Consider the following 12,615-nt stretch of genomic DNA (forward strand, 5'->3'; position numbering starts at 1 on the left):
TGCGGGCGTGGACGAGATCTGCGTGGTGACAACGGTGGTGGACGCGCGTTCGGTCGCCGACGTGCTGGCGGCTGCGGCCGTCGCCGGCAGGCTCGCCGCCTGCGCCCAGGTGGGTGGTCAGGTGGACAGCACCTACTGGTGGCGGTCCGGGATGGAGACGAGCACCGAGTGGTCGGTGCAGTTCAAGACCGCACCGGATCGGCTCACCGCGTTGCTGGACCAAATCCGGGTCAGTCACCCCTACGAGGTGCCGGAGATCCTGGTGTCCAGGGTGGAGAGTGGAAACCCCGACTACGCCACCTGGGTGTACGAGCACACCCGATCCTGAGTACGCGCACTCTGGGTCGCACCACGGTCGGTTGTCGATGATGACCGGGTGGACGACACCCGTTACCCCTGCCCCGCCTGCGGTGCGCCGGCCGATCTGAGCGCCGGTTGCTCCGGCTGTCGGCGTGCGCCCGACCCGACCGCCGCCGAGGTGGTTCGGCTGAGTCGGGAGGTCGCCGAGCTTGAGCCGGAGGTGGAGCGGGCCCGCCGCGCGTACACCGAGCTGGCCGGACGCCTGACGACCGTGTCGCGTCGGCGGGCCGAACTGGCGGCGGTCGTCCGGGCGGGGTTGGCGGCCTCGGTCGGGGCGCGTCCGGCGTCTCCCGTCGGGCCGGCGCCGTCGATCGGTCCGGGCCCCGGGGTCGCGGCGGATGCGCGGCCGGGCGCGGCGGAGACCTCGACCCGGACGGTCCAGGGTCTGCTGTTCGTCCTCGGTGGACTTCTGCTGGGCACCGCCGCGGTGGTGTTCACCGCGGTCGCCTGGGCGGCGGTGGGGGTTGGCGGACGGGCGTTGATCCTGGCGGCGTTCACCGCGCTCGCTCTGGGCGTGCCGCTGCTGGCGGTTCGTCGGGGGCTGCGCGGTACGGCGGAGACGTTCGCCGCGGTGGGGTTGCTGCTGGTGGTGCTGGACGGTTACGCGGCCTGGTCGGTGGACCTGGCCGGTGTGGCCGGCTGGCCGGGCAGCCGGTACGCCGCGCTGGTCGGGGGGGCCAGCGCGGCGGTCGCCGTGGCGTACGGCCGGTGGAGCGGGTTGACGGGGCCCTGGTTCGCCGCCCTGGTGGCCGCCCAGCCGGCGTTGCCGCTGCTCGCCGCCGAGGCCGGGCCGGGCGCGGCCGGGTGGGCGTTGGTCCTGCTCGGGGTGGCGTTGCTGAACCTGGCTGTGCTGGCCGCGTTGCGCGGCCGGGCAGGGGCGGCGCAGCTCGTCGGCCGGGTGCTGGCCGGCGTCGCCCACGTCGCCGCGCTGGTTGGCGCCGTGTTCTGCGCGGTGGTGCCGCTGGTCAGCGGGCGGGCGGGGGGCTCGCCACTGCTGGCCGGGTTGCCGCTGTTGCTGGTCGCGCTGACCGGGCTCGGCGCGGCCTGGCTCGTCGGGGGGCGGGCGCTGCGGGCGGTGGCGGCCGGGCTGGTGGTGCCCGTGCTCGCCGCCGCCCTGCTGCGTCCGGTGGCCGAGCTGCGGCCGTCAGTGCTGCTGCTCGCGGCGGCGACGGTGGCGCTCGGGCTGGCCGTTGCCGTGCGGCTGCTGCCGGCGGTGGGGGTGGTGGACGGTGGCGGCGGTTGGCGCTCCGGCCCGCGCGCCGGTGCGCTGTTCGTGGGGGCGGGCACGGCGCAGGTCACCGTGCTGATCACCATCGGGCTGGCGGTCGCGGCCGTCGGCCGGTCGCTGCCGCCCTGGGGTGGGGCGGGGCCGGGGCCGGACCTGAGCTGGGGCTGGCAGCTGGCACCCGCCGTGGCGCTGGCGACCGGGGCGACTGTGCTCCTGCTGCCCCGGAAGGCGCGGGCGGTGCTCGCCACGGCTGGTGCGGTGGCGGTGCTGTTCGCCGTGCCCGCCGGCTGGACGGCCTCCTGGCCTCAGGTGGTGGCCGTCGACCTGGTCGGCGGGGCAGCGCTGCTGCTCGCCGTGCTGGCCCGCCCGACCACCCCATCGGTGGACCTGCGCATCCGTGCGCTCGGCGGTGCCGTCCTGCTCGGGCACCTGTTGCTTGTCGCCCTGGCCGCCCCGACCGGCGCCCTGGTGGCGCTCGGCGTTCTCGCCGTGGTCGGGCTCGCGCTGGCCGTACGACGGGGGGCCGGCGCGTACCGGGAGGTGGCCGGTGCGGGTCTGCTGGTCGGGCAGCTCGCGTTGCCCGGCATCGCGGCGGTGGCGCTGTTCGCCGCGGGCGCGCCGCCGTGGTGGCAGGCCCGGCTCGCGCTGGCCGCCGCCGGGCTGTCGCTGGTCGCGGCACTTGCGGCGCGTCGCCACCGGGTGGAACTGGTCGGGTACGCGCTGACCGGCGCCGTCGTCGCGGTGACCGTGCCCGGCCTCGCGCCGCTGGTCGGGGCGGGTGACGAGCCGCTCGCGTTGTACGCCGCGCTGGCGGCGCTGGGGGTCGCGTTCGTCGTCTGTTGGCTGCCGGCGGCGAGCGCCTCCGGCCAGGCGGCCCTCGGAGACCGGCCGACGGCCGACGAGCGCGAGCCGGCCCGGTCGGCGCTGATGTTGGCGGCGGGCGGAACGCTGGCGGTGGTAGCCGTCCTGGCGGCCCTGCCGACGGTGCTGACCGCGCTCGTGTCGCCCTACGGCGGCCGGGACCCTGTGTGGTCGAGGGTGCCCACTGTCGTCGCCGACCCGACGGTGCTCCCGGTCGGGTTCGCGCTGGTCGTGCTGGCGGTGGCCGCGGCGCTGGCCGGTCGGCGGGTCGGCCGGCCGGTGCCGCCCGCGCTGCCGTTCGTCGCGGCGGCCCTGCCGGTGCTGCTCATCGCGATCGGCGCGCCGTGGCCGGTGCTGCCGGCCGCCGTCCTGCTCGCCGGCCTGGCCGCGCTGCTGTTCACCGCGCTGGCCGCGACCCGACCGGCGCTCGCACCGATCGCCGTGCCGGTGGGAGTGGTGTTGGTGACCTCCGGTGTGCTCGGTCTGCTGGCCACCCGGGCCGGGACGCTCGCGGCCGAGGGGGCGCTGCTGGTGGCGGCGGTCGCGGTCGCCGTCGGGGCACGCAGGTTCGAGGTACGGGTGGCCGGTTGTCTCGCCGCAGTGGGTGCGGCGTGCGCGCTGGCGGTGACCGCCCCGCTCGCCGGTGGGCTGCCGTTGCGGGCTGCCGCGTACCCACTGCTGGTGGTGGCCGCGTTGGTGCTGGCAGCCGCGGCGGTCAGCCCGGCGCGGGCCCGGCTGGGACGGGTGCTGGACGCCGCCGCGCAGGCCGTCGCGCTGGTGGCGGCGGTGCTCGCCGTCGAGGTGGCGCGGCACCTCGCCACCGTCTGCGTGCTCTGGGGTGTCGCCGTCGCGCTGCGACTGCTGCGCCGGGGTGAACCGGCAGGCCGACGGTGGGTGTTCGCCGGGATCGCCGCCGGCAGCGAGTTGCTCGGGGCCTGGGTGCTGCTGGCCGCCGGTGGCGTGACAGTGCTGGAGGCGTACACCCTGCCGGCCGCGGCGCTCGCCGTCGGCGCGGGTCTGCTGGCGCTGCGCACCCGGCCGGGGCTGACGAGCTGGCCGGCCCTCGGCCCGGGGCTGGTCGCGGCGTTGCTGCCCAGCCTCGTGTCGGTGCTGTCCGGGCCGGACCCGCAGCCGTGGCGGCGCCTGCTCCTCGGCGCGGCGGCGACCGGCGCGGTCCTGGCCGGCGCGACCCGCCGGTGGCAGGCGCCGGTGCTGCTGGGCGGCGGGGTGCTGACGCTGTTGGCGCTGCACGAGCTGGCCCGGGGATGGGACCTGCTGCCCCGGTGGATCTATCTGGGGGTCGGGGGGCTGGCGCTGGTCGGGCTCGCCGCCACCTACGAGCGGCGGCGACGTGACCTGGCAAGACTGCGTGCCGCGGTGGGCCGGCTCGGCTGAGTCGAAGCCCTAGGGGTAGGGCCTGCCCTACCCCCCATTCGGGGGTTGTCGGGGTTACTCGGCGCTACCGCGATCGGGACACTTGACAATAAGCCCGAACCATCCCGGTACGGGCGCAAGCGGAACGGGAGCAGCGATGGCGCTCGGAGCGGTGGCGGAACCGCCGGTACGACGGCGAGGCAGTGACTACGCACAGTTGTCCCGACGGATCAGCCAGGCGGGCCTGCTGGAGCGGCGCCCCGGCTGGTATGTCACCCGCATCGTGCTCACCCTCGGTGCCTTCGTGGCCGGCTGGGTGGCCGTGTTCCTGCTCGGCGACTCCTGGTGGCAGCTCCCGCTCGCGGCCCTGATGGCGGTGGCCACCACCCAGGTCGCGTTCCTCGGCCACGACGCCGGGCACCGGCAGATGTTCCGTCGGCGTGGCCCGAGCGAGTTGGTGGGGCTGCTCGCCGGCAACGTGGCGGTGGGGATCAGCTACGGCTGGTGGGTCGACAAGCACAACCGGCACCACGCCAACCCGAACCACGAGGACGAGGACCCGGACGTCGGCGCGGGGGCCCTGGTGTGGACGCCCGAGCAGGCGATGGAGACCCGTGGGATCAACCGCTGGGTGGCCAAGCGGCAGGCGTACTTCTTCTTCCCGATGCTGCTGCTTGAGGGTCTGAGCCTGCACGTGGCGAGCATCCGGGCGATCGTCGGCCGGGAGGACGGCAAGTACACAGTCCCGATGCGGCACCGGGCGGTCGAGGCGGCGCTGCTCGTCGCGCACACCGCCGCCTACGTGGCACTTCTGTTGGCGGTCATGTCCCCGGTCAAGGCGCTGCTCTTCGCCGTCGTGCACCAGGCGCTGTGGGGCCTCTACATGGGCTGCGCGTTCGCGCCGAACCACAAGGGCATGCCGATGCCGACCGCCGAGGACGAGCTGGACTTCCTGCGTAAGCAGGTGCTGACCTCCCGCAACGTGCGGGGCAGCCGACTGGTGGACACCACACTCGGCGGTCTCAACTACCAGATCGAGCACCACCTGTTCCCGAACATGCCGCGCGCGAACCTGCGCCGGGCCCAGCCGATCGTCCGTGCCTACTGCGTCGAGCAGGGCATCTCGTACGCCGAGACCGGGCTGGTCGAGTCGTACCGGCAGGCACTCGGTCATCTGCACGAGGTGGGGCGGCCGCTGCGCGGCTGAACACACCAGGGGGAGGGCGGGGGCGGTGCCGACGGCACCGCCCCCGCCTGCGCGTGTCGGGTCGGTCGACACCCCGCTACCGCTGGTCGATGCCGTCCGTCGTCCCCGGTAGGGTCGGCGCATGGCAGACCTGCTCACCGCGGAAGCGGTGCGAGATGAGCTGGGCGGGCTGACGGGCTGGTCCCCGACCCGGTGGATCGACGACATCGTCCGGAGTGCGGCATGAGATTCGAGATCAGCAAGGTTCTGGATGCCATCGAGGGTCGGGTCTGCACGGACCCGTCACTGGCGCGAGCCGTGATCGACCTGGCCGAGGTGATCCGCTACCAGGACATCGATGGTGGTCGTCCGGCCAGCCTGCTGCGCCTCGGCATGGTCATCGACGCGCTCTCCCGCGAGCTGGAGGAGGACAGCGTCCAGGTCTACGCGGTGGTGCACCGGGCGTTGCTCTCCGACGCCGACCTCACCTCGAACGAGCGGATGGTCGTCCGCCGTTGGGCCGACGACGGGCTCGTCGAGGTGCTCGACAACCCGGGTGACCGGATGTTGGAGGTCGCCGACCTGCTCGGTCTGCCGGTGCTCAGTCGGGTCCGCTTCGACGGGTTGCGTGGTCGGTTCCCGTGGCTGGTCGAGCAGCCCGGTCGGGTGGTCGCCCCGGTGCCCGGCGCCGGCGGGCCGGTGTTCATCGCGCACGTCGGCGGTGGGCACTCGCCGGTGGCCGGCAAGCGTTCGCCGACCGGTGCCAAGCTGCTGGCCCGCCAGTGGCGCTGCCCCGAGTCGGGCTGCGCGTTGTTCGGCGGCGGTGGTGGGGGTGGCGCGTTCGCCGACCTGGCCGGGGGTGCCGACCGCAGCCCCGCCGCGCAGCCGCCGCCCGCGTTGCGCAACGGCGTGCCGACCTGCCCCCGGCACGGCGCACGGCTCGGGGACGCCGGCCCGCGTCCGCGTACCGAGGTGCTCGCGGTGCGCGTCGGCGGCCTGGTCCGGCGGCGGTTCGTGCTGAGCGAGGAGCAGCCGATCGTGGCTGGTCGGGCTCCCGAGCAGGAGGGCGGGATCATGCTCGGGCAGTGGCTCAACGACGAGGCCCGACGGTGGATCAGTCGGGGTCACGTCCACTTCGAGTTGCGGGTCGGCGAGGTCATCGTGACCGACGTCAGCACCAACGGCTCCGGCATCCGCCCGGCCGGTTCGATGAGCGAGTCGGACCGGATCCCGCTGGCACCGCAGCAGTCCCGGGTGCTGGGCGAGAACGACATGGTGGAGTTGTACCCGGGGGTGCAGATCGGTCGGGCCGAGGAGTTGCCCACAGGTGCCCCGTTCACGCCCACCTCGGTGATGGCCGAGGCCCCGACCATGGCCATGCGCCTACCCCGTCCCTGACACCCAGCGCTGCCCGTGGCGCGCCAACCCCGGTTGATCATGGAGTTATTGCCCCGACACGCCGCGGCAGCGGGCAATAACTCCATGATCAACGCGAGGGGGTGGTCCGTCAGCCGGCCAGCACCTCGGCCAGCTGGGTCACCGCCAGGTCGATCTCCTCTTCGGTGATCACCAGCGGTGGGGCGAGCCGGATGGTGGAGCCGTGGGTGTCCTTGGCGAGCACACCGCGGGCGGCGAGCCGCTCACACGCCTCCCGACCGCTCATCAGCGCCGGGTCGATGTCCAGGCCGGCCCACAGGCCCCGGACGCGTACCTCGACGAGACCCTTGCCGACCAGCCCTTCCAGGCCGGCCCGCAGCCGCTCACCCAGCTCGGCCGAGCGGCGCTGGAACTCGCCGGTGGCCAGCAGCCGGACCACCTCGATCGCCACCGCGCAGGCGAGCGGGTTGCCACCGAAGGTGGAGCCGTGCTGGCCGGGCTTGAGCACGCCGAGCACGTCGGCGTTCGCGGCCACCGCGGACACCGGCACGATGCCGCCGCCGAGCGCCTTGCCGAGCAGGTACATGTCCGGCACGACGCCCTCGTGGTCACAGGCGAAGGTCGCGCCGGTACGCCCCAGACCCGACTGGATCTCGTCGGCGATGAACAGCACGTCGCGCTCGGTGCAGACCTGGCGTACGCCCGGCAGGTAGCCCTCCGGCGGCACCACCACACCCTGCTCACCCTGGATCGGCTCCAGCAGCACGGCCACCGTGTTCTCGTCGATCGCGGCGGTCAGCGCGGCCAGGTCGCCGTACGGCACGACAGTGAACCCCGGGGTGTACGGCCCGAAGTCGGCGCGGGCGTCCTCGTCGGTGGAGAAGCTCACGATGGTGGTGGTGCGCCCGTGGAAGTTGCCTTCGGCGACCACGATGTTGGCCTGCCCGGCGGGCACGCCCTTGACCTGGTAGCCCCACTTGCGGGCCACCTTGATCCCGGTCTCCACCGCCTCGGCGCCGGTGTTCATCGGCAGCACGAGGTCCTTGCCGCACAGCTCGGCCAGCTCCCGGCAGAAGTCGGCGAACTGGTCGTGGATGAACGCCCGGCTGGTCAGCGTCAGCCGGTCCAGTTGGGCGTGCGCGGCGGCGATCAGCTGCGGGTGCCGGTGACCGAAGTTCAGCGCGGAGTAGCCGGCCAGGAAGTCCAGGTAACGGCGGCCGTCCACGTCGGTGAGCCAGGCGCCCTCGGCGGACGAGATCACCACCGGCAGCGGGTGGTAGTTGTGCGCCGTCCAACGCTCGGCGTCCCGGACCGCTCCCGGCGTCCGCAGCTTGTCGTCCACGATCACTTGTTTGCCTTTCCCTGACGGAGTCGCAGCGTGCAGCACTTCGGTCCGCCGCCGGCCTTGAGCAGCTCGGACAGGTCGACCCCGATGGTCTCGTAGCCCCGGTCGCGCAGCGTGGCGGCCAGGTCGGTGGCCTGCTCGGGCAGCACCACGTGCCGCCCGTCGCTGACCGCGTTCAACCCCAGCACCTCGGCGTCGGCCATGGTGGCGTGCACCGCGTCGGGGAAGAGCCGGCGCAGCACGGCCTGGCTGCCCGGGGAGAACGCCTCCGGCAGGTACGCCACGGTCCGCTCGTCGAGCACTGTCAACGCGGTGTCCAGGTGGTAGAAGCGCGGGTCGACCAGTTGCATGGTGATCACCGGGTAGCCGAAGACCTCCTGCAACTGGGCGTGCGAGGCGTGCGCGGTGCGGAAGCCGGTGCCGGCCAGCAGGTGGTCACCGGCCAGCAGGACGTCGCCCTCGCCCTCGTTGACGTGCTTCGGGTCGTACATCTCGAAGCCGGCGGCCTCGAACCAGGCCCGGTACGCCGGCGCCTCGTCGGCGCGCTGCGGGTCACGGAACTGCACGGCCATCGCCTTACCGTCGATCACGGTGCCGCCGTTGGCGGCGAAGACCATGTCGGGCAGGCCGGGCACCGGAGTGATCTCCTCGACGGTGTGGCCCAGGTCAAGGTACGTCTGGCGCAGCTGCTCCCACTGCCGGACGGCCAGCGCGACGTCGACCGGCGCGCTCGGGTCCATCCAGGGGTTGATGGCGTAATCGACGGCGAAGTACGTCGGCCGGCACATCAACAGGCGCTGGCTGGTGGCGTCCATCGTCATTGTCCTGCTCCCAGGGGTCGGGCGCGCCCGGCCACCGTGGCCCACGGGCTGGCGCCGTTGCTCAACGTTATGCGGCGTCAGCGGCAGAATCCACCACCGAGAGTTGCGCAGACCGAAGATTCGTTGCGTGTGGGCGGTGCGGAGCTGAGATTCGTTGCGTTTGTGGCCTGCGGCCCGCCAAACGCCTCGCGGCCCGCGCGATCGGGGCCTCGGGCCTGCTCGATCGGGCCGGCCGGGAAATGCGTCGGGGCCCGGCGGTGACCGGGCCCCGAAGACACTTCAGGGGCGGCGAACCGCCGCCCCTGAAAGGGTGTCGCCCGGCCGGTGAACCACCGGATGATCGGGCTGCCGGCGAACCGCCGGCTGTTCGCCGGTGCATCACCGGCGAGCGGAACAGTGCCCGCTAGAAACGATCCACAAACTGTGAGTCAAGCCACTCTCGGAAGCGCTGCACCCAGTCCCCGTCGGTGGTCGGCCAGTCGAACTGGCCGGTCATCGCCAGCACCCCGATCACGACCGCGGCCAGCCCGATCAGCACGCCGAAGAGCGCGTCGGTCTTGCCGGCGACGTGCCGACGGCGGGTGGCCATCAGGCCGAGCACCGAGAGCACCGCACCGAACGCGCCGAGCCCGATGCCGTACCCGGCCAGGGTCCCGGTCAGCACGAACATCGCACCGGCGACCGAGACGATCAGGCCGAGGGTGGCGAGCAGGCTGGCCCGCGGCTTCGGGCCACGCGTCACCGGCGGCTCGGGGGCGGTCGTGCCGGGGGTCGGGTCGACGGGGCGGTCCGTGGTGGCCCGGTCCGTGGTGGCCCGGTCCGTGGTGGCCCGGTCGGTGGTGTCGGGCCGACGGGTGGTGCTGTCGAGGTCGGCGTCCCGCTCGGCGGTGCGCGCCGTGGTCGGGACGACGGCGGTCTCCGCCCTCTCGACGGTGCGAGGCTCGGGTGCGACCGGGCGGGCCGTGTTGTTCAGGGGCTCGGGCGCGACGGGACGGGTCGTGCCGTTCACGGGCTCGGGTGCGACCGGGCGGGCGGTGCCCCGGGGCTCGGTCTCCGCCGGTCGCGCGGTGGCGGCTCGGGCCACCGCCGCCCGCTCGTTGGCCCGCCGCTCGGCCTCGCTGACCTGGCCGTCGGTCGAGCCGCTGCTGCCGTACGCCGTCTGGTTGGCGTCCCGATCGGTGACCACCGGGCGGCCGACGCCGTCGTCGGACTGGCCCGTCTCGGTGACCGGGGCGTCGCGGCCGTCCACGCGGCCGTCGAGGTTCTCGTCCCGCGTCGGCGCCGGCTCGGACCGGCGGGACAGCGAAGGAATCCTGACCACTACACACCTCCTGTTGAATGCGTGGTGGCCGACGAAGAGGGTGGCACCCACGCGGTGTCGCCTCTCGAATACCCACTTGGGCGTTTCCTGACACCAATCCTGGGTAGGGCCGCCGAGACCAGCCCTGCCTGTTGGACGAACACCTCCCGCTTGTCGACGGCCAGGCCCTTGTCGTTCAGCACGTAGCCCGTCAACCAGACCCACCCGTGGTAGGTCGGACGCGCGTCCACGCTCACCAGTCGAAGGCGCAGCGCCCGGTCACCCGTGAACTGCACCGAGCACGCCTCGCCGATCAGCAGCAGGTCGCCGGGCTTCAGGTCGGTCACGTCGGCCAGTGCCCACGGTTGATCGGGATGCGGTGGCGGGCCCGGCAGGGCAGGTCCGCGCCGCAGCGGCACACAGTGCGCCAGCGCGTCCAACTCCAGACGGGCCGGTGTCGACGGGCGAGGGTCAGCGCGGTGACCAAGACGTATTCGTTGTACGACACGCGCACGGTGGCGTCCTTCCCGATGAATAGCGTCTCGCCGGCCCATGGCTAATAAGCGCGCGTGTGGCAGCGGGCTATTGTCGACGCCATTCCCGACGCCAATTCTGGGATTTCCTGATGCGTGACAGCATGTTCCACGCTGGCCACCTTGTGCAACGTCCACACCCGCCCTAACCTCAGGCCATATCGACGCACGAGGAATGGTAAGGAAATGCGTGCAGGGCGAAACATTCGGTGTTGCAGGAGGAGAGCGGTGATGTTGCATGGCGGATGAAACAATCGGGTCCACGGTGCCTCGGCGGCAACTCGGGCGGCTGCTCACGCAGCTCCGCGAGGATGCCTCGGTGACGCTGGACGCCGCAGCCGAAGCACTGGACTGCTCCCGGCAGAAGGTGTGGCGCATCGAGAAGGGGTTGGTTCCGGTGCGCGTGGTGGACGCCCGAGCGATGTGCGCTCTCTATCGGGTGACCGACGCCATGGGGGAGATCGTCGCCGGCCTCGCGAAAGAGACTCGCGCCAGGGGTTGGTGGCATTCGTACGGTGATGTCGTCCCGTCGTGGTTCTCGCTGTACGTCGGCCTGGAATCGTCAGCCACGCTGATTCGCCGGTATGACTCGGAGCTGATCCCCGGGCTTCTGCAAACCCGGGAGTACGCCAGCGAGCTGTTCCGCCGGAAGAATCCGACGATGCGTGCCGAGGATCGGGAAGAGTTGGTGGAGGTGCGGCTGCAACGGCAGGGCATCCTCGTTCGCCGGCTGCCCACCGCGCCCACCCTGCGGGTCGTCCTGAGCGAGGCCGTGCTGCGGCGCACGATCCCCGACCGCCGGGCGATGGATCGGCAGTTGCGCCACCTGCTCGACGTGGCCGTGCTGCCGAACGTGAGTCTGCGGGTGTTGCCGCTCGCCGCCGGTCCGCCGTTGGCCAGCGAGACCGGCACCTTCGTCCTGCTGGACTTCCCGCAGGCGTTCGGCAGGGCGTCGACCGAGCCGACCACCGTCTATCTGGAGAACATCACCGGAGCGTTGTATCTGGACAAGCCGGCCGAGGTGGCCGCCTTCGAACATGTCTGGTCGGACCTGGAAGCGCTCGCGTCGGGTGAGGCAGAATCAGAGAAAATGATTACTTCGATCATCGAGGAGCATCATGACTGACCTTGCCGGTGCCACCTGGCGCAAGAGCACCCGCAGCGGCGGGAGCGGCGGTGACTGCGTCGAGGTTGCCGACAACCTGCCTGGCGTCGTGGGCGTACGGGACAGCAAGGACCCGAGCGGTCCGGCCCTGACCTTCGCCCCGGCCACCTGGGCCGCGTTCGTGGCCGGCGTCAAGGAGCAGCGCCAGGGCTGACCGTCTCGCCACCTCGATCAACCCACCGCCGGCACGCGACTCGATCAGCGCGCGGCCCGGCCCGGCGGGGCTGGCTATCCTTGGCACCTGTGCCAGAAGGACACACGATCCATCGCCTGGCGGCCCGGCACGCCGAACTGTTCGCCGGGGACAAGCTGCACGCCGCGAGCCCGCAGGGCCGCTTCGCCGACGGTGCCGCCCGGCTCTCCGGGACCGTGCTGGAGAGCACCGAGGCGTACGGAAAGCACCTGCTGCACCACTACGCCGGCGAGCTGACGCTGCACGTACACCTCGGGTTGTACGGCAAGTTCGCCGACGGGCCGGGGGAGCCGCCGGAGCCGGTCGGTCAGGTGCGGCTGCGGCTGGCCAGCGACCGGCACTGGCTCGACCTGCGCGGGCCGACCGCCTGCGAGCTGCTCACCCCACCCGAGGTGGCCGCGCTGCGGGATCGCCTCGGGCCGGATCCGTTGCGCGGCGACGCCGACCCGGAGCGTGCGTACGCCCGGATCGCCCGCAGCCCCACACCTCTCGCCGCGCTGCTGCTGGACCAGTCGGTGGTGGCCGGCACCGGCTTGATCTTCGTGACCGAGGCGCTGTTCCGGGCAGGTCTGCCGCCCACGATGCCGGGCCGACAGCTGACCAGACCCGGCTGGGACGCGCTCTGGGCCGACCTGGTCGGGCTGATGCGGCTCGCCGTCGAGCAGGGCCGGATCGACACGGTTCGCGACGCGCACCTGCCGGAGGCGATGGGCCGACCGGCGCGCGTGGACCGGCACGGTGGCGAGGTGTACGTCTACCGCCGCCCCGGCGCACCCTGCCACGTCTGCGGCACCGAGATCAGCCGCGGCGCCTTAACCGGCCGCAACCTCTACTGGTGCCCTACCTGCCAGCCCAGCTAACCCGCCCCACCC

At 72.9% G+C, this 12,615-nt stretch carries 12 protein-coding genes; 7 read left to right on the forward strand and 5 right to left on the reverse strand.

Features of this window, described 5'->3' with window-relative positions; genetic code table 11:
- Positions 1-7: 7 nt before the first annotated feature.
- From cutA to KBX71_RS32815, 4 genes are all read left to right on the forward strand, one after another.
- Entirely contained in the window at positions 8-328 is a 321-nt protein-coding gene (gene cutA / locus KBX71_RS32800; RefSeq protein ID WP_091406014.1) for a divalent-cation tolerance protein CutA, read from the forward strand.
- A gap of 48 nt (positions 329-376) precedes the next feature.
- Positions 377-3,844: an SCO7613 C-terminal domain-containing membrane protein gene (locus KBX71_RS32805; RefSeq protein WP_210821576.1), complete on the forward strand. Its 3,468-nt coding sequence runs from the start codon at positions 377-379 to the stop codon at positions 3,842-3,844.
- A gap of 136 nt (positions 3,845-3,980) precedes the next feature.
- Complete coding sequence (locus KBX71_RS32810; protein ID WP_210821577.1) at positions 3,981-5,030, forward strand: acyl-CoA desaturase; 1,050 nt, start codon at positions 3,981-3,983, stop codon at positions 5,028-5,030.
- 222 nt (positions 5,031-5,252) lie between these two features.
- Positions 5,253-6,407, forward strand: a complete 1,155-nt coding sequence (locus tag KBX71_RS32815; RefSeq protein ID WP_210821578.1) for an FHA domain-containing protein — start codon at positions 5,253-5,255, stop codon at positions 6,405-6,407.
- Between the two features lie 109 nt (positions 6,408-6,516).
- On the opposite strand, the gene rocD is transcribed toward KBX71_RS32815, so the two are convergent.
- From rocD to KBX71_RS32840, 5 genes are all read right to left on the reverse strand, one after another.
- A complete protein-coding gene (gene rocD / locus KBX71_RS32820) occupies positions 6,517-7,731 on the reverse strand; it encodes an ornithine--oxo-acid transaminase (protein WP_205780031.1) in 1,215 nt (404 codons plus the stop codon).
- Positions 7,731-8,546: a dimethylargininase gene (ddaH, locus tag KBX71_RS32825; protein WP_210821584.1), complete on the reverse strand. Its 816-nt coding sequence runs from the start codon at positions 8,544-8,546 to the stop codon at positions 7,731-7,733. The genes rocD and ddaH overlap by 1 nt, the downstream gene beginning before the upstream one ends.
- Positions 8,547-8,955: 409 nt before the next feature.
- Positions 8,956-9,873, reverse strand: coding sequence for a thrombospondin (locus KBX71_RS32830; protein ID WP_307847467.1), 918 nt, complete (start codon positions 9,871-9,873; stop codon positions 8,956-8,958).
- Positions 9,873-10,199 (reverse strand): hypothetical protein, encoded by a 327-nt coding sequence (locus KBX71_RS34155; RefSeq protein WP_307847468.1) that lies wholly within the window; start codon positions 10,197-10,199, stop codon positions 9,873-9,875. Before KBX71_RS34155 ends, KBX71_RS32830 begins: the two co-directional genes overlap by 1 nt.
- A complete protein-coding gene (locus tag KBX71_RS32840) occupies positions 10,196-10,366 on the reverse strand; it encodes a hypothetical protein (RefSeq protein ID WP_247684519.1) in 171 nt (56 codons plus the stop codon). The genes KBX71_RS34155 and KBX71_RS32840 overlap by 4 nt, the downstream gene beginning before the upstream one ends.
- 257 nt (positions 10,367-10,623) lie before the next feature.
- On the opposite strand from KBX71_RS32840, the gene KBX71_RS32845 reads away from it, so the two are divergent.
- The 3 genes from KBX71_RS32845 (at position 10,624) to KBX71_RS32855 (ending at position 12,603) form a co-directional block, all read left to right on the forward strand.
- On the forward strand, positions 10,624-11,511 hold the full coding sequence (locus KBX71_RS32845; protein ID WP_210821579.1) for a helix-turn-helix transcriptional regulator: 888 nt from the start codon (positions 10,624-10,626) through the stop codon (positions 11,509-11,511).
- Complete coding sequence (locus KBX71_RS32850) at positions 11,504-11,704, forward strand: DUF397 domain-containing protein (RefSeq protein WP_210821580.1); 201 nt, start codon at positions 11,504-11,506, stop codon at positions 11,702-11,704. The genes KBX71_RS32845 and KBX71_RS32850 overlap by 8 nt, the downstream gene beginning before the upstream one ends.
- A gap of 89 nt (positions 11,705-11,793) precedes the next feature.
- Positions 11,794-12,603, forward strand: a complete 810-nt coding sequence (locus tag KBX71_RS32855; RefSeq protein WP_210821581.1) for an Fpg/Nei family DNA glycosylase — start codon at positions 11,794-11,796, stop codon at positions 12,601-12,603.
- Positions 12,604-12,615 lie beyond the last annotated feature (12 nt).

This window comes from Micromonospora sp. D93 (genome assembly GCF_018070365.1).
Classification (GTDB): Bacteria; Actinomycetota; Actinomycetes; order Mycobacteriales; family Micromonosporaceae; genus Micromonospora; species Micromonospora ureilytica.